Genomic DNA, 15,662 nt, shown 5'->3' on the forward strand with positions numbered 1-15,662 from the left:
GCCGAGACCAGCCTACGCGCACGGATCAAGCGCTTGCTACGTTCGAGCGCGGCACATCCCGCATAGGCTCGTGGGCATGCCCGATGTGATCGTTTTCGACCTGTACGGAGTGATCGCCCGCACGCAGACCGCCGCGGCCGTGCGGCGGATCGAGGAGGTCGCCGGCGTCGGGGGGACGCCGTTCTGGGACGCCTACTGGTCGTGCCGCCCCGCCTACGACGCGGGCCAGGAGAGCGCCGACTACTGGGCGGTCGTCGCGGACGTCCTCGGCGTCGCGTTCCCCGACGTCCCCGCCCTGATCGAGGCCGACCTCGACAGCTGGACGGACGTCGACGACACCATGGTCGCCCTCGTCCACGAACTCGCCGACCGGGGCCGCACCCTCGGCCTCCTGTCGAACATCATCGGCGACCTCGTCCCCCGCTTCGAGGCCCGCCACGGCGACTGGCTCTCCCGCTTCGACACGCTCACCTACTCGTGCCGCATCGGAGTCGCCAAACCCGACCCCCGCGCCTACGAGATCTGCGCCGCCCGCCTAGGCGTCCGCCCCTCCGACGTCCTCTTCTTCGACGACACCGAACGCAACGTGATCGCCGCCCGGAAAGCGGGAATGCAGGCCGAACTCTTCACGTCCCCAACCCAGATCCGCGCCATTCTCTAAACACGCAGGGAACGTGGGATGGCGGTCAGGGCTTGCGGGCGACGCCGCCGAACGAGTCGATGGGGGCGGGGTCACCGATCTCCGCGAAGTCGGGACGCCACAGCGGGGTCGACACGACGCCGGGCTCGACCAGCTCCAGGCCCTCGAACAGCGCCTCGATGTACTCCGGGGTCCGGGCGTGGTAGGGCACCGTGCCGGCCTCCGCGCACAGGCGGAGCGCCTCGCCCCGCGCGGTCGCCTCGGCGGGCGTCCACTCGTCGACACCGAGGACGTTCGTCCCGTCGTTGATCGCCACCAGGCTGCCGGACGGCAGCGCGCCGACGAGGCGGCGGACGATGCCGGGCGGGTCGTCCTCGTCCGCCACGTTGCCGATGATCCCGAGCATCAGCAGCCCGACCGGCTCGGTGAGATCGAGGATGGACGAGGCCCGCTCGATGATCGCCTCCGGCTCGCGGACGTCCGCCTCGATGTAGGAGCAGGCCCCGGTCGGGGCGCTGGACAGCAGCGCGCGGGCGTGCATCACGACCAGCGGGTCGTTGTCGACGTACACGACCCGCGAGTCCGGGACGTCGCGCTGCGCCACCTCGTGGGTGTTGTCGACGCCGGGCAGGCCGGTCCCGATGTCGAGGAACTGCCGGATGCCCTGCCCTGTCATGAAGTGCACGACGCGGACCAGGAGCGCCCGCGAGTGCCGCGCCACGTCCGCGATCTCCGGATACACCGCCGCGATCTTGTCCCCGATCTCGCGGTCGATCGGATAGGTGTCCTTGCCGCCGAGCCAGTGATTCCACAGCCGGGCCTGGTGCGGCCTCGTCTCATCGATCGTCGCGACCGGCGGCGACCCGCGCTCCTCCGACATGGCGCCCTCCGAAAGGCTCGTGTCAAAACGCCGCTAATTACCCTAGACCTGACCATAATGCTTTTGTTGTGGTTTGGCCTCGCCGCTCAAGAACAAAGCGGCTAGGACGGCGGAGGAAGCTCTTGGGCGGCTTCGGCGGCCTTTGTGAGGCGGTCGCGGAGGGTGCGGACGAGTTCGTCGCTCTGTTCGGTCAGGCGCTCGATCGCGGGGAGGGCCAGGTCGTCGCGGACGGTGTCGGCGAGCAGCTCGTCGTACTCGTGCGCCTTCTCCGCGATCGTCTCCAGGTGCCGCTGGGCGCGCAGCACCTCGTCCGCCTCCTTGGCGCGCTCGGCGTAGCGTTCGAGGGCCTCGACGCGGCGGGTCACGGCCGCGACGGAGATGTCGAGCTTGTCGCGCAGCGGGCGCAGCGCCGACGCGACCTCGGGGAGCGTCGCGGCGTCCTCCATCTCCGCCTGGTCGGCGCGCAGCTTCGACTGCCGGGCCAGCACCTGCGCGATCTCCCATTCCTGGCGCGGCAGCGTGACGGCGTTGTCGACCGCGTCCAGCAGGCCCTCCCGGTTGACGGCGGAGTCCTGGACGGTGTCGACCGCCGCCTGGACGCGCGCCAGCAGAGCGCGGCCCTCCTCGTCGAAGTCCTCCGGGATGAGGAAGCGGTCGCGGCGACGATCGAGCTCGCGGGCGCGCCGCAGGTCGAGCGACACCGACGGGGTGCCGAGCGCGACCAGGACGGCGAGCATGCCGAGGGCGATCAGCCAGAGCGAGCCGAGCAACGGCCAGCCGAGCAGGCCGAGGCCGAGGACCGTCAGCGGCGTCAGCCACAGCAGCGGCCTGCGGCGCGCGACGAGCGTGTCGAGCTCGGCGCGCAGTGCCGGGTCGGCGACGGGACGGGGCTCGGCGGGCGCGCCGTCCTCGGGGGCGCGCGGCGGCGCGATCCGGCGCCAGTAGGTGGACACGTGCGTCTCGAACGCGAAGTCGGTCCGCGCGATCTCGATCTCCGTGGGGCCGGCGGGCAGCGGCCACGAGCCGACCGGGTCGCCTCCGCCGGGGCCGGTGAAGCGGACCCACCAGCCGCCCTTGCCGTCGTCGCATCGGTACCGTCCCGGGGCGACATCGATCCCCACGAAGTAGGTCCCGACTCCCGGTATGGAGTCGTTGAACGCGCCACTGGTCACCGGCGACCTCCGACCCGACTGCTCCGCCACCCCCCGCCGTCTCCGGCGGGGGTCCGTTCGGCCCGTAACAGGAAAGACGTCCGGGGGACGGCACAAGTTGCCGTACCCACATCCCTGTCCGGAAAGCCGCGCCGGGTTTGGAATACTCCACGCGTGCGACCCGATTACGATCCCCACGACGATCCTCCCTGGGCGATGCAGCTGGTGGTGCGCGCCGAGAAGGCCGGCCCGCCCGATCACACCGCGGTCTGCGAGGCGGCGGCGACCGCCGTCGTCCGGCTGCTGACCGACCCGCGGGCGACGGACCCGGACGGGGAGTGGCACGACGGCGTCCGGGAATGGGAGGCGCGCCGGATCCGGAAGGTGACGCGGCGGGCGCGGGGCGTGCGGTGGCCGGAGGCGGAGGCGCTGCCCGGCGTGACCGTCGAGCACGCGGGCGCGCAGGTGCGCGCGTTCCCGCCCGGTCCGGTGGCGGACGTTCCTTCAGCGCTGTCGAAGCTGCAGGTCGCGGGGCTCGATCTGGTGGAGGCGGAGGAGCCGGGACCGGCGCCTGAGCCGCCGTACGCGGTCATCGCGATCAACCCGGATGTGACGATCACTACCGGGAAGGCCGCCGCCCAGTGCGGGCACGCGGCGCAACTGCTGCTGCGCCAGGGGCGGCGGAAGGACGTGGCGGCGTGGGTGGACGGAGGGTCTCGCGTCCACCTGACCAGGGACGTTCCGTGGAAGCAGTGCGTGAAGAAGGCGACGGTGGCGGTCCGTGACGGCGGGTTCACCGAGGTTCCGCCCGGCACGATGACCGCAGTCGCCTGGATCGTGCGTAAGTAAAAGTGGGCGGCGTGCCGGGTGGCCCCCGCAGCCCGGCACGCCGTTCAGCTCGTCTGGTCAGGGAAGGGTGACCGCGACCGGGTGAATCCCCGCCTTCCGGATGAGGGACGGGAGCCGTCCCGCGAACGGGTGATGATCGGCCGACAGGCCCTGCGGGTTGTCGATCACGTAGTGGACGACGTCGCCGCTACGCCGCTCGGCCCAGGCCGTGCCGACCGACCGCAGGATCGACGCGGTCTTCGCCGCGTCGGCCGCCTTCACCGAGACGCGGATCGGCGACTCGTACGACGGCAGCGCCGCCGCCCGCTCCGCCGCCTTCGCGGCGGCGCCCGCCTGCGGGGCCTTGGCGCCGGACGGGTCCGGACCGAGGATCGCGTTGTAGAGCAGCGTGGCCGTCCCGTCGGTGAACGCGCGGAAGTTCGGCTCCGCCGCGAACAGCACGGAGCGTCCCGCGCCGACGGGCTGGTCCACGACCGCCGCGGTGCCGCCCAGCTCGGCCGCGCCCTGCTCGAACCCGGACACGAACCAATCGGGCGAGTCCGCCGCCGGATATGACACGACCACGCCGCTGGACGCCTTCATCACCGGGTCGTAGGAGGTGAAGTTCCAGGCCGTGGCGCCGACGTTCGCGGAGAGCGGGCTCGTCCCGTCCAGCTTCACGCGGAACAGCGTGCCGGGAATGTCGGATGTGGGCTCCGTCAGCGTCGCGGTCGTCAGGCCGAGCAGCGCCGCCAGCTCCGTGCCGCCCTGCCAGCCGATGTAGCGGCCGCCGTCCCGCGTCCACTGCTGGAGCGCGGCCCGGCCCGTGTCGCCGAGCGCGTCGTAGGCGGGCTTGGACGGCCCGTCCGGCGTCAGGAGGACCTCCACGCCGGACAGCTTGCCCGCGGCCACGTCCGCCGGGGTCAGCAGCGTGAACGGCAGCTTCCAGTCGCGGTCGAGGCGGTGCCGCAGCCAGCCGGCCGACTGGCGGGTCGCCGACGACGTCGCCGACAGCTGCAGGATGCCGAGCTTCGGCGCCTTGCCGTCATGGCCCGGACGCGGCGCCGGCAGCGTCTTCACCGGGGCGGCCTTCGGGTGCAGGACGACCCCGGACGACCCTCCCGACACGTTCCCCAGCAGCGGCAGGCTCCACGCCGTCACGTCGTAGAAGTACGGGAACGGGGTGTAGGAGTCCTCGTTCAGCATCGCCTGGATCCAGTGCTTCTGGCCCTGCGCCATGGAGATCCAGTACGTGCCCGCGGGAAGCGTCGCCTTCGCCTCGGGCTGCCCGTACGCCTTGAAGTCGGGGACGGTCAGCGGCCGGACGAGCCTCTTCACGTCCACGCCCATCCGCTGGAGCCGCCGGACGACGGTACGCACCTCGTCGTGCTTGGCCGGGTCGTCGTCCCGCAGGAAGTAGTTCCGCACCGGACGGTCGGGCACCTGCCGGTCGACCTGGTTCGGCGGGTTGTAGACCTGGTTGGGCTCCAGCTTCCCCGCCTTGCCCTGCGCGTAGGCGTCCACCGTCATCTGCCGCCACTGGCTCAGGATCCGGTGCCGGTCGCGGGCCGCGGCCGACAGCGTCACCCACTGGGTGAGGTACTGCTCCTTCACCCGGTCCGGGTACGGGCTCGCGCCGCCCTTCTCGAACGTCATCCCGGCGGCGTGGAACGCGCTGGTCGGGACCGTGTCGCCGTAGCCCTGGTAGAAGAGGTCGTAGACGTCGCGGTTGAAGTAGTCGATGCCCTGCCGCGTGAACTCGGCCGCCATCGCCGCGCCGTACAGGTCGTTGATCCAGCCGACCGCCTGCTCCGGCGTCTCGTGGTAGATCGGGTCGGCGTTCGGCGGGAAGAAGTACGACGTCCCGCCCATCTCGTGCGCGTCGATGTAGAGCGCGGGCGGGTACTCGTTCAGCATCGCCAGCTTGCCGTCGGTCTCCGGCTGCGTCCGCGCGAACCAGTCGCGGTTCATGTCGAAGCCGTAGGCGTTCTGCCGCGTGTTCGCCTCCCGGCCGTCCGGGTTCTGCGTCGGCAGGACGATGACGAGCGCGTTGTCCAGGATCGCCGTGGCGGCGCAGTCGGTGCGGTCGCCGAGGTCGCGCAGCACCTTGAGCGCCGCGTCGGTGCCGCTCGGCTCGTTCCCGTGGACGTTCCCGCTCACCCACAGGATCGGGACGCCCCGCTCGGTGATCCGCTTGGCCAGCGCCTCCGGCGTGCGCGGGTCGCGCAGCTGCCCCGCCTCCCGCCGGACCTTGGCCAGCCCGGCCTTGGACATCAGCTCGGGACGTCCCGCGATCGCGTACTTCAGCGGACGGCCCTGCGGCGTCCTGGCCAGCGTCCCGGAGATCACCCGCTCGCTCTTCGCGGCGACCGTCTCCAGGTACTTGTCGGACTCGGCGGTGGTGGCCTGCCGCTCACCGAGCTCGAAGCCGAGGACCTGCTCGGGGGAGGGGACCTTGCCCCGGTAGACCGGCTCGGTCTGCGTCGGATCGCATCCGGACGGGGCCATCGGGGGTTGCGCGGCGGCGGGCACGGCGGGCGCCGTCAGCGCCGCCGCGACCGCCAGGGACACCGCCACCACCAGGGGTGACACCAGTTTTCGGGCTCTCATGAGCCACAACGTCGCACCGTCCGGAAGCACCACCAAGGGCAACTGTTGCCAAGATCAGTCGTGTCTGTCGGGGCGGGGCCGGGGGCCGGTCAGCGCGGCGGCCCGGTTGATGGCCTGGAGGGCGAACTCCTGCGTCCGGGTGAGCCGGTGCGGGCCGCTGGACGAGCCGTCCGGCGGGTCGCCGGGCGCGGCGTCGCCGCCGTCCGGCCGCGGTGCGCTCGCGAGCTGGGCCTTCGCGCTCAGCCCGTACGACAGGAACAGCAGGACGACGAATCCCGCCAGGTAGAGCAGGTGCTGGAGGAGCCCGCCCCACCTGCCGGTGAACACGTCCAGGACGGCGAACATCGCGAACCCCGCCATCCACCCGGCCGTCGCCGGGACGAGCAGGAGGTCGCGGCGCAGCACCACCCCGGCCAGCGCGAGCAGGACGAGCACCGCCTCGACCAGCTTCACCAGGACGAGGATGCCCGTCGCCGGGCCGGAGTCGAAGTATCCGCCGACCTCGTCCTGCCGGTCGCTCCACAGCAGGAACCCGGTCAGCAGCGCCGTCAGGCCGTAGGCGATGAGGAACACGCCGACCGCGTAGTGGAACCGGTGCCAGGTCCGCGCGCCGGCGCGCGGCCGGGCCGGCGGCGGGGGCGCCTGTCCGGGGTTCGGGACGGCGGGCCCCGGGGCGGCTCCCGGGGCGGCGCCCGCCGGAACACCGAAGATCGGAGTGGCGTCCGGGTCGGCGGCTGGATCCGGGCCCAGCGTCATACTTCGCCCCCAAGTCCTGTTCATCTGCTATGCGCAAGATATCCCGGATAGCCGCCTGCCGACGTCCGAAACGCGCGCCGCTCGCCGCGCCCCGTGCGGGCGCCTGAACGGGCCCGGCCCGGCCGGCGGGATCGGTGGTGCTTGCACACGGGCGGACGAAGCGGGAGGCTGGGATCCCGTCGGGCCGCGCGGAGTCCGTGAGGAACTGCCGTGAGGAACCGAGGATGACGCCTGACGATACGGGAACAACCGCGCCGTCGAGGACGCGGATCGAACTTCTGGAAGAGCTCGGCGGCGAACTGGTCGAGCGAGGGTTCCGGGTGCGGATCGTCCAGCCCCGCGACCAGCCGCCCGTCCTGCATGTGCTGAACCCGGACGTGTCCGCGCTGACCGAGAACGTCCTGGCGGAGCAGGCCGCGGACGGCTGGTGGTACTGGTGGTCCTGGGCCGAGCGCATCGCGCCCGCCGACGACGCGCCCACCGCGGCCGCCCGGATCGCCCGGGTCCTCGCCATCCGCTGACCCCGCTCACCCGCTCATCGGCACCCCGCCCGCACCACTCGCCGTGCTGCGCTGCCTGCCGCTCGCGCTGTGCCTACCGCCAGCGCTGCTGGCCGCCTGCGCGGCCTGCTGATTGTGCCGGCCCGCCGCCGGTGCTGCCGGCCGCTCCCGCTGCCCGCTGATCTCGCCGGCCGGGCTCGCCGTCCCGGCTAATCTCGCCCCTCCCGCACCCCGGCGACAGGCGTGGTGAATGTTGACGCGCCGAACATTCCTGACCTGCCGCGCCCGGTGCCGGCGGAGGCGTATCGGGCTCACGTGCGAGAGCAACGCCCCCAGTGATCTCGCGTTACATGATTGTTACCGCCAACAACAAATCGGGCGGGAACTGGGTCTGGCGCGACGGACAAGCCCGACATATGTTGCGGGGCACAACATTCCCGCCGGTGGCCTCGGGGACACCGGCATCTCGGCCTCACCCCCCCCGGCCGCGGCACGGCGCGGCCACCCCCAGAAAGGACCCGGGCTATGCGCAAGGGGATCCTCAGCCTGACGGCCCTCACGGCGGCCGCGGCGCTCACCCTCACCGCGTGCGGGGACGACTCCGGCGAGTCCGGCGGCGGCTCCGAAGCGGCCAAGGGCAAGGTCGGCGTGATCCTGCCCGACACGACGTCGTCCGTCCGGTACGAGAGCTTCGACCGGCCCTACCTGGAGCAGGCGTTCAAGGCGGCGGGCGTCGGCTACGACATCCAGAACGCCGAAGGCTCGGCGCAGCGCTTCCAGACGATCGCCGACCAGATGCTCACCAGCGGCGTCACCGTCCTGATCGTGGACGGTCTCGACTCCAACTCCGCGGCGGCCGTCCAGCGCAAGGCGCAGGCGCAGGGCGTCAAGACCATCGACTACGACCGGCTCACGCTCGGCGGCGTCGCCGACTACTACGTCTCGTTCGACAACGTGAAGGTCGGCGAGGAGCTCGGCAAGGGCCTGCAGAAGTGCCTCGGTGAGAAGAAGTCGAACATCGTCTACCTGAACGGCGCGCCGACCGACAACAACGCGACGCTGTTCTCGCAGGGCGCGCACAGCGTCCTCGACAAGGCGACGATCTACACGAAGGTCGCCGAGCAGGCCGTCCCGGAGTGGAAGGCCGACCGGGCCGCGACGATCTTCGAGCAGATGTGGACCGAGCAGCAGGGCAAGATCAACGGCGTGGTCGCCGCCAACGACGCGCTCGGCGGCGCGGTCGTGTCGATCCTCAAGAAGAACAAGGAGGCCGGTCAGGTCGCGGTCACCGGGCAGGACGCGACACTGGAGGGCCTGCAGAACATCCTGGACGGCAATCAGTGCATGACGGTCTACAAGCCCGTCAAGCAGGAGGCCGACGCCGTCGCCAAGCTCGCCGTGTCCCTGATCAAGGGCCAGAAGGGCGAGACGAACGGGACGGTCAACGACCCGACCGGCAAGCGGGACGTCCCGTCGGTGCTGCTCACCCCCATCCCCGTCTTCAAGGACAACGTCAAGCAGGTCGTCGACGACGGCTTCATCAAGAAGGCGGACCTCTGCAAGGGCGCCTACGCCGCCAAGTGCGCGGACGCGGGCATCCGGTAGCGCGCCCGTCCTGACCTCGTGGCGGGCCCCGATCCACTGGGGACGTCCCGGCCCACCCGGAAGCCGGGGACGCAGGGGCCCGCCACGAGCACCACCCGCCCGCCACGCAGACACGGAAGCGGAAGGAAACACGTGGCAGACAACGGAGACCCCGTCCTCCGCCTGACCGGGCTCAACAAGAGCTTCGGCGCCGTCCATGTGCTGCACGACGTCGACTTCACGGTGCGGCTCGGCGAGGTGATGGCCCTCGTCGGCGACAACGGCGCGGGCAAGTCCACGCTGATCAAGTGCATCGCCGGGATCCACCCCTTCGACTCAGGGGAGATCGAGTTCGACGGGCGCCCGGTCACCGTCGACGGCCCGCGCGCCGCGTCCGAACTCGGCATCGAGGTCGTCTACCAGGACCTCGCGCTGGCCGACAATCTGGACATCGTGCAGAACATGTTCCTCGGCCGCGAGCGCCGCAAGGGCCTCGTGCTGGACGAGCCGTCCATGGAGGAGGCCGCCCGGGAGACGCTCGCGCGGCTGTCGATCCGCACGGTCAGGTCCGTCCGGCAGCAGGTCGCGAGCCTGTCCGGCGGGCAGCGGCAGACCGTCGCGATCGCGAAGGCCGCGCTGTGGGAGTCGAAGGTCGTCATCCTGGACGAGCCCACCGCCGCGCTCGGCGTCGCGCAGACCCGGCAGGTCCTCGACCTCGTCCGGCGGCTCGCCGACACCGGCCACGCCGTCGTGCTCATCTCGCACAACATGAACGACGTGTTCGAGGTGGCCGACCGCATCACCGCCCTCTACCTCGGCCGCGTCGCGGCGGACGTCGCACGCGCCGACGTCACGCCCGGCCAGGTCGTGGAACTCATCACCGCCGGCCGTTCCGGCGATCTCGGCCTCGCGCCGCAGACCGCCGCCGAGAACATCTGAAGGGAGGACGCAGGTGTCCACCGACATCCCGGACGACCTCACCAAGGGCGCCAAGGCCATGACCCTCGCGGACGCGGACTTCGCGACCGACCGGCGCGAGCACGACATGGCGTCCGCGCTGCTGGACTACTGGCACCGGATCAAGGCGGGCGAGCTCGGCGCGCTGCCCGCCGTCCTCGGCCTGGTCTCCCTGGTCGCGCTGTTCACCGTGCTGAAACCCGGCACGTTCCTCAGCACGGGGAACATGGCGAACCTGTCCGTGCAGGCGATGCCCATCACGATCCTCGCGATGGGCCTGGTGTTCGTCCTGCTCCTCGGCGAGATCGACCTCGCCGCGGGCGTCGCCAGCGGGCTGTGCGCGGCGGTGCTCGCCAAGCTCATCACCGACGCCGGGCAGCCCTGGTACACCGCCGTGCTGAGCGGCATCGCGATCGGCATCGTCATCGGCACGGCGATCGGCTGGCTCGTGTCCGTGCTGCGCATCCCGTCGTTCGTCGTCACGCTCGCGTTCTTCCTCGGCCTGCAGGGCGTCACGCTGCGGCTGATCGGCGAGGGCGGGACGGTGCCCGTCCGCGACGACGTCATCGTGGCGCTGTCCAACAAGAACATGCCGATCTGGCTCGGCTGGGCCCTCGCCGGCGTCTGCGTTGCCGGGTACACCGCGACGCAGCTGCTGCGGTGGCGGCGCCAGCACGTCCGGCACCTGCACTCCAAGCCGATCGAGTTCGTCCTCGCGCAGTGCGCCGTCGTCGCCGCGGCCCTGCTGATCAGCACCTACGTGCTCAGCCTGGACCGCGCGCCCAGCCCCCTGATCACGCTCGGCGGCATCCCGTGGGGCGTGCCGCTGGTCGGCGCGCTGCTGATCGTCTGCACGTTCGTGCTCGGCCGGACCGCCTACGGGCGGCACATCTACGCGGTCGGCGGCAACTCCGAGGCGGCCCGCCGGGCGGGCATCAACGTCACCCGGATCCGGATCTCCGTCTTCATGATCGCGTCCGGGCTGGCGGCAGTCAGCGGCATCGTCGCCGCGTCCCGGCTCAACTCCGTCGCGACCAGCGCGGGCGGCGGGAACACGCTGCTGTACGCGGTCGGCGCCGCCGTCATCGGCGGGACGAGCCTGTTCGGCGGGCGCGGCAAGGCGCGCGACGCCGTCCTCGGCGGGCTCGTCATCGCGCTCATCGACAACGGGCTCGGGCTGCTCGGCACCAGCGCCTACCTCAGCTACCTGATCACCGGCGTGGTGCTGCTGCTCGCCGCGAGCATCGACGCGCTGGCGAGGCGCCGGCGGTCGAGCACGGGGAGATGACCGTGCACCCGGCCGCGAACGGACGGGACCCGGCGGCCCGCGCCGCCGGTTCCCCGCCGCCGCCCGTCTGGGGCCGTCCGGACGACGGTTCCGGGCCGTGGAACGCTGCTGATACGCTCACGGATCACGACCGCCTGGCGCGCGGCGGCGGTGCGGCACGGTGGGAGCCCCTCGGCATGTCAGTGACGCCAGCTCTGGATCTGCGCGGCATCGACAAGAGCTTCGGTTCCGTGAAGGTGCTGCACGACGTCGCGTTCTCCGCGTATCCGGGCGAGGTCACCGCGCTCGTCGGCGACAACGGCGCCGGGAAGACGACCCTGGTCAGATGCATCGGCGGCATCCACCCGTTCGACGCGGGCGAGTTCCGCTTCGAGGGCCGCCCGGTGCGCGTCTCCAGCCCCCGCGACGCCACCCGGCTCGGGATCGAGATCGTCCACCAGGACCTCGCGCTCTGCGAGAACCTCGACATCGTCGAGAACCTCTTCCTCGGCCGGGAGCGGCGCCGCGGCCTCGCGCTCGACGAGGACACGATGGAGGAGATGGCCCGCCGGACGCTGTCGGGCCTGTCCGTCCGGACGATCGGGTCCGTCCGGCGGCGGATCTCGACGCTGTCCGGCGGGCAGCGGCAGACCGTCGCGATCGCCCGCGCCGTCCTGTGGGACAGCAAGGTCGTGGTGCTGGACGAGCCCGCCGCCGCGCTCGGCGTCGCGCAGACCCAGCAGGTGCTGGAGATCGTCCGGCGGCTCGCCGACCGGGGCCTCGCCGTCGTGCTGATCTCGCACAACATGAACGACGTGTTCGCGGTCTCCGACCGGATCGCCGCGCTGTACCTCGGCCGGATGGCCGCCCAGGTCGCCACCGCCGACGTCACGCACCGCCAGATCGTGGAGCTGATCACCTCGGGCACCAGCGGCGACCTGGGCCTGGGCCGACCTGGACTGGGCCGATGATGAAGGGCGGGCCGTCTCAGGAGGACATCCGGCGGCACAACCTCGGGACGCTGCTGCGCTTCGTCCATCTGCGCGGGCCCGCGTCCCGGGCCACGCTCGCCGAGACCCTCGGCCTCAACCGCAGCACGATCATGGCGCTGACCGCCGACCTCACCGCCGCCGGGCTCGTCCGCGAGGAACTGCCCCGCGGCCCCGGACGGCGCGCCGGACGCCCGTCCCTGGTCGTCCGGCCCGAGTCCACCCGCGTCTACGTGCTCGCGTTCGAGGTCGGCGTCGACCGGCTCGTCGTCGCGCGGGTGGGGCTCGGCGGCGTGATCCTCGACCGGCGCGAGGGCGTCCGGGCCCGCGACTCCGATCCGGCCGACCTGATCGGCGTGCTCGGCGCCGGGGCGCGCTCCCTGGTCCGCAAGGCCGAGCGCGACGCCGTCTGCGTCGGCGCCGCCGTCGGGTTCCCCGGCACCGTCCGCCGCTCCGACGACACCATCATGTTCGGCCCCAACCTCGATGTCGGCGACCTGCGGCTGGGCGACCTGCTGTCGCGCCGCCTCGGCCTCGGCGTCCCCGTCTCCGTCTGCAACGACGCGAACCTCGGCGCGCTCGCCGAACACGAGCGCGGCGCGGGCGTCAGCTCCGACAACCTGATCTACCTGCACGGCGACGTCGGCGTCGGCGGCGGCATCATCGCGCACGGCCGGTTGCTCGTCGGGGACGAGGGCTACGGCGGCGAGATCGGCCACATGATCGTCAACCCGGGCGGACGGCCCTGCGCCTGCGGCTCCAAGGGCTGCCTGGAGGCGGAGGTGGGGGAGCGGACGCTCCTCGCCCACGCGGGCCGCGAGGAGATCCCGGGCCAGCCGGGGCGCGACGCCGTCCGCGACATCGTCGCGTCCGCCGACGCCGGCGACATCGTCGCGCGCGAGGCGCTGCAGCGTGTCGGCACCTGGCTCGGCTTCGGCGTCGCCAACCTCGTCAACATCTTCAACCCCGGCCTCGTCGTCTTCGGCGGGACGCTCCGCGACATCTACCTGGGCGCCGCCGCGCAGGTCCGCAGCGTCCTCGCCACCGGGGCCCTGGCCGCCCCCCGCGAGAAGGTGAAACTCCGCACCGCCGCACTCGGCGACGACACCACGCTGGTGGGCGCGGCCGAATTCGCCTTCGCCGAAGTCCTGGCCGACCCCCTCCAGGTGCTGGCCCGCCTCAAGGCGCCCGAAGACAGCCGCGTCTGATCGGGCCGGTCCGGGATCACGGTCTCCGGGTGGGGTTGACGGCGTCGGACTCGGCGGGCGTGTCCGGGTGGGGCCGCTCGTCGTCGTCCTCCCGGGCCTCCTGCCGCTCGTACTCGGTGATCCCCAGCCCGTCCCTGCTCTGCCGCGGCTCCTCGATCTCCAACTCCTCGGGCGGGTCGGTGACGTACTCCTCCGTCAGGCCGATCTGCTCGTCCTGGGTGTTGTCGCCCATGTCGTCGATGTCGTCGCGGAAGTCCCTGGCCTCACCGGGCTTGCGCGCCCTCATGGTTCCTCCGGTTCGCGTCGGTTTCCGCTGATCGGTCCGGTATCCCCGCTGACGGCCGCTCTACTCCCGAAGTGTCGCGGTCACGGGGGATCACCCATGCCGGACGGGTGGTTACGATCCGGAGCATGGGCGTACAAGCTGTGATCTTCGATTGGGGCGGCACGCTGACCCCGTGGCACGACATCGAGCTGGCCGACATGTGGCGCGCGATCTGCACCGCCCACCTTCCCCCGGACGACGTCGAGAAGGCCGCGGCGGCGCTGGCCGAGGCGGAACTGGAGCTGGTCCGCCGCGGTTACGAGGAGCACCGCAGCGCCACCCTCGCCGAGGTCTTCGAGATCGCCGGCGTCGAGTCCACCGAGCCGCTGCTCGCCACCCACTTCGAGACCTGGACGCCGCACACCCACACCGACCCCGCCGTCCCCGGCCTGTTCAACGCCCTCCGCGAGCGCGGCATCAGCGTCGGCGTCCTGTCCAACACCATCTGGTCGCGCGACCTGCACGAGCGGATCTTCGCCCGCGACGACGTCCTGCACCTGCTCGACGGCGCCGTCTACTCCAGCGAGATCCCCTGGACGAAACCGCATGCCGAGGCGTTCCGCGCCGCCATGGACGCCGTCGGCGCCACCGATCCCGCCTCGTGCGTCTACGTCGGCGACCGCCCGTACGACGACATCCACGGCGCCAAGTCCGCCGGGCTGCGCGCCGTCCAGATCCGGCACCAGACCACCCACGCCTTCGAGCGTCCCGGCCTCACGCCGCCCGACGCCCTCATCCACGGCCTGGACGAGCTGCTCCCGCACATCGAACGCTGGCACGCTCCATGACCCGGAGCGGGGGTCAGGGCTTGCGGGCGGTGATGAGGTCGCGGGTGATGGCCTGGTCGACGCGGTGGCGGAAGCCGCGGTAGGCGCCGGAGTCCTGGACGTCCAGCCCGCTGGACGCGAGGACGTCCGCGAGCTCCTCACGGCGCCCCACGTAGGTGTTCCACGAGATGCCGATGGCACCGCCCGAGCGCAGCAGCCCGACCCATTCGGGAACGGCCGCCGTGAGGAGCTCGACCGGGCTGCGCGACAACTGCGGCTTGCCCTTCCGCCCTTGCTGTCCTCTGGGACGGCTCCCGTGCTGCACGCCGTACGGCGCGTCCGTCACGATCAGGTCGAAGGAACCCGGCCGGAAGAACTTCCCGGCGTCGAGCGAATCGGCGTTCACGACGGTGATCTCCATCGTCTCGCCGCTCTTGTAGCGCTCCTTGGACGCGCCCAGGGTCACGTGCAGGCGGCGTCCGAGGACGGCCTTCTCCCGCCTGATGTTGGTGACCTCGGCCTGATGCTTGACCCGGTTGTTCTTCAGCCAGGTCTTGATGAAGGCCGCGTAGGCGTCGAAGTCCTTGCCGTCGATGTCGATTCCGGCGGCGTCCAGGCCGTACATCATCGCCTGGTTGAGGGTCGTGCCGCGGCCGCACATGGGGTCGAGGACGCGCGGACGTCCGGCGACGAGGTCCATGGGGGAGTCGGTCGCCATCGCGGTGACGTTCAGCAGCAGCTTGGTGAAGTACTCGTTCGTCTTGCCGGAGTACTTCTGGATGGTGAGGAGGTCGCTGCCGAACAGGTCGAGCGGCTGGAGCTCGACGGGACGGAGCAGCCCGCCCTCGATCTGGAACAGCGCGTACAGCGACGACAGGTTCGACAGCAGGCGGACGTCCTGGTCCGTCAGCTCGTCGGCGGAGAACGTCACGTACGGGACGCCGCCGATCGCGGTCTCCTCGATGTCGCGGACGCGCCCGCCCAGCGCCCGCTCGCTGAACACCGTCAGCTCCGCCTTCACCAGCCCGGCGGCGGCCTGGGCGTAGACCCGGTTGTGCGAGGGGGAGACGAGAAGGCCGTACGCGGTCATTCGCCCGACCTTACAGCCTCGCCCGGCGGCCTCGTCCCGGACGGCGGAGCCCGCCGGGAACGGTGTCCCCGGCGGGCTCCGACGGCCCTTGTGCGGGCCGTTCCTCCCGG

The 15,662-nt window shown here is 71.8% G+C and carries 15 protein-coding genes; 9 read left to right on the top strand and 6 right to left on the bottom strand.

The features are described from left to right. The first annotated feature begins 76 nt into the window (after nt 1-76). Complete coding sequence (locus tag ACH34S_RS27580; RefSeq protein ID WP_395955707.1) at nt 77-661, top strand: HAD family hydrolase; 585 nt, start codon at nt 77-79, stop codon at nt 659-661. A 25-nt stretch (nt 662-686) separates the two neighbouring features. On the opposite strand, the gene ACH34S_RS27585 is transcribed toward ACH34S_RS27580, so the two are convergent. Both ACH34S_RS27585 and ACH34S_RS27590 read right to left on the bottom strand, forming a co-directional pair. Continuing rightward, nucleotides 687-1,520 (bottom strand): SAM-dependent methyltransferase, encoded by an 834-nt coding sequence (locus ACH34S_RS27585; RefSeq protein WP_395955708.1) that lies wholly within the window; start codon nt 1,518-1,520, stop codon nt 687-689. A gap of 101 nt (nt 1,521-1,621) precedes the next feature. Next, nucleotides 1,622-2,692, bottom strand: coding sequence for a hypothetical protein (locus ACH34S_RS27590; RefSeq protein ID WP_395955709.1), 1,071 nt, complete (start codon nt 2,690-2,692; stop codon nt 1,622-1,624). A gap of 153 nt (nt 2,693-2,845) precedes the next feature. Between ACH34S_RS27590 and ACH34S_RS27595 the strand changes: the two genes are divergently transcribed. Further along, nucleotides 2,846-3,520, top strand: coding sequence for a peptidyl-tRNA hydrolase (locus ACH34S_RS27595; protein ID WP_395955710.1), 675 nt, complete (start codon nt 2,846-2,848; stop codon nt 3,518-3,520). Between the two features lie 57 nt (nt 3,521-3,577). Here ACH34S_RS27595 and ACH34S_RS27600 read toward each other — a convergent pair whose 3' ends face one another. Both ACH34S_RS27600 and ACH34S_RS27605 read right to left on the bottom strand, forming a co-directional pair. Next, nucleotides 3,578-6,109, bottom strand: coding sequence for a M14 family zinc carboxypeptidase (locus ACH34S_RS27600; RefSeq protein WP_395955711.1), 2,532 nt, complete (start codon nt 6,107-6,109; stop codon nt 3,578-3,580). A 54-nt stretch (nt 6,110-6,163) separates the two neighbouring features. Further along, the gene (locus tag ACH34S_RS27605; protein ID WP_395955712.1) at nt 6,164-6,865 is read right to left on the bottom strand and encodes a hypothetical protein; all 702 of its coding nucleotides are present in this window, start codon (nt 6,863-6,865) and stop codon (nt 6,164-6,166) included. 224 nt (nt 6,866-7,089) lie between these two features. Here ACH34S_RS27605 and ACH34S_RS27610 point away from each other — a divergent pair, with 224 nt between their 5' ends. From ACH34S_RS27610 to ACH34S_RS27635, 6 genes are all read left to right on the top strand, one after another. Then, on the top strand, nt 7,090-7,386 hold the full coding sequence (locus ACH34S_RS27610) for a hypothetical protein (protein ID WP_395955713.1): 297 nt from the start codon (nt 7,090-7,092) through the stop codon (nt 7,384-7,386). Between the two features lie 504 nt (nt 7,387-7,890). After that, a complete protein-coding gene (locus tag ACH34S_RS27615) occupies nt 7,891-8,970 on the top strand; it encodes a sugar ABC transporter substrate-binding protein (protein WP_395955714.1) in 1,080 nt (359 codons plus the stop codon). A gap of 132 nt (nt 8,971-9,102) precedes the next feature. Then, a complete protein-coding gene (locus tag ACH34S_RS27620) occupies nt 9,103-9,888 on the top strand; it encodes an ATP-binding cassette domain-containing protein (RefSeq protein ID WP_395955715.1) in 786 nt (261 codons plus the stop codon). 13 nt (nt 9,889-9,901) lie between these two features. Beyond that, a complete protein-coding gene (locus ACH34S_RS27625) occupies nt 9,902-11,194 on the top strand; it encodes a sugar ABC transporter permease (protein WP_395955716.1) in 1,293 nt (430 codons plus the stop codon). A gap of 176 nt (nt 11,195-11,370) precedes the next feature. Continuing rightward, nucleotides 11,371-12,144 carry an ATP-binding cassette domain-containing protein gene (locus ACH34S_RS27630; RefSeq protein ID WP_395955879.1) on the top strand — a complete coding sequence of 258 codons (774 nt, stop codon included), beginning with the start codon at nt 11,371-11,373 and terminating at the stop codon, nt 12,142-12,144. Further along, on the top strand, nt 12,144-13,370 hold the full coding sequence (locus ACH34S_RS27635; RefSeq protein WP_395955880.1) for an ROK family protein: 1,227 nt from the start codon (nt 12,144-12,146) through the stop codon (nt 13,368-13,370). Before ACH34S_RS27630 ends, ACH34S_RS27635 begins: the two co-directional genes overlap by 1 nt. A 16-nt stretch (nt 13,371-13,386) precedes the next feature. Here the strand turns inward: ACH34S_RS27635 and ACH34S_RS27640 are convergent, their stop codons facing one another. After that, nucleotides 13,387-13,656, bottom strand: a complete 270-nt coding sequence (locus tag ACH34S_RS27640) for a hypothetical protein (protein ID WP_132178241.1) — start codon at nt 13,654-13,656, stop codon at nt 13,387-13,389. 125 nt (nt 13,657-13,781) lie between these two features. Between ACH34S_RS27640 and ACH34S_RS27645 the strand changes: the two genes are divergently transcribed. Beyond that, nucleotides 13,782-14,483, top strand: a complete 702-nt coding sequence (locus ACH34S_RS27645; protein WP_395955717.1) for an HAD family hydrolase — start codon at nt 13,782-13,784, stop codon at nt 14,481-14,483. Between the two features lie 13 nt (nt 14,484-14,496). Here the strand turns inward: ACH34S_RS27645 and ACH34S_RS27650 are convergent, their stop codons facing one another. Beyond that, on the bottom strand, nt 14,497-15,552 hold the full coding sequence (locus tag ACH34S_RS27650) for a TRM11 family SAM-dependent methyltransferase (RefSeq protein WP_395955718.1): 1,056 nt from the start codon (nt 15,550-15,552) through the stop codon (nt 14,497-14,499). Nucleotides 15,553-15,662: the final 110 nt, after the last annotated feature.

Origin of the sequence: Actinomadura sp. 3N508, assembly GCF_044326375.1 — a bacterium.
Taxonomy (GTDB): Bacteria; Actinomycetota; Actinomycetes; order Streptosporangiales; family Streptosporangiaceae; genus Spirillospora.

What these genes read in the sequence shown, in the direction of transcription:
- ACH34S_RS27640 (WP_132178241.1), bottom strand. Translation starts at nt 13,656, where the DNA reads ATGAGGGCGCGCAAGCCCGGTGAGGCCAGGGACTTCCGCGACGACATC.
- ACH34S_RS27635 (WP_395955880.1), top strand. Translation starts at nt 12,144, where the DNA reads ATGAAGGGCGGGCCGTCTCAGGAGGACATCCGGCGGCACAACCTCGGG.
- ACH34S_RS27645 (WP_395955717.1), top strand. Translation starts at nt 13,782, where the DNA reads ATGGGCGTACAAGCTGTGATCTTCGATTGGGGCGGCACGCTGACCCCG.
- ACH34S_RS27630 (WP_395955879.1), top strand. Translation starts at nt 11,371, where the DNA reads ATGTCAGTGACGCCAGCTCTGGATCTGCGCGGCATCGACAAGAGCTTC.
- ACH34S_RS27615 (WP_395955714.1), top strand. Translation starts at nt 7,891, where the DNA reads ATGCGCAAGGGGATCCTCAGCCTGACGGCCCTCACGGCGGCCGCGGCG.
- ACH34S_RS27650 (WP_395955718.1), bottom strand. Translation starts at nt 15,552, where the DNA reads ATGACCGCGTACGGCCTTCTCGTCTCCCCCTCGCACAACCGGGTCTAC.
- ACH34S_RS27580 (WP_395955707.1), top strand. Translation starts at nt 77, where the DNA reads ATGCCCGATGTGATCGTTTTCGACCTGTACGGAGTGATCGCCCGCACG.
- ACH34S_RS27610 (WP_395955713.1), top strand. Translation starts at nt 7,090, where the DNA reads ATGACGCCTGACGATACGGGAACAACCGCGCCGTCGAGGACGCGGATC.
- ACH34S_RS27605 (WP_395955712.1), bottom strand. Translation starts at nt 6,865, where the DNA reads ATGACGCTGGGCCCGGATCCAGCCGCCGACCCGGACGCCACTCCGATC.
- ACH34S_RS27600 (WP_395955711.1), bottom strand. Translation starts at nt 6,109, where the DNA reads ATGAGAGCCCGAAAACTGGTGTCACCCCTGGTGGTGGCGGTGTCCCTG.
- ACH34S_RS27585 (WP_395955708.1), bottom strand. Translation starts at nt 1,520, where the DNA reads ATGTCGGAGGAGCGCGGGTCGCCGCCGGTCGCGACGATCGATGAGACG.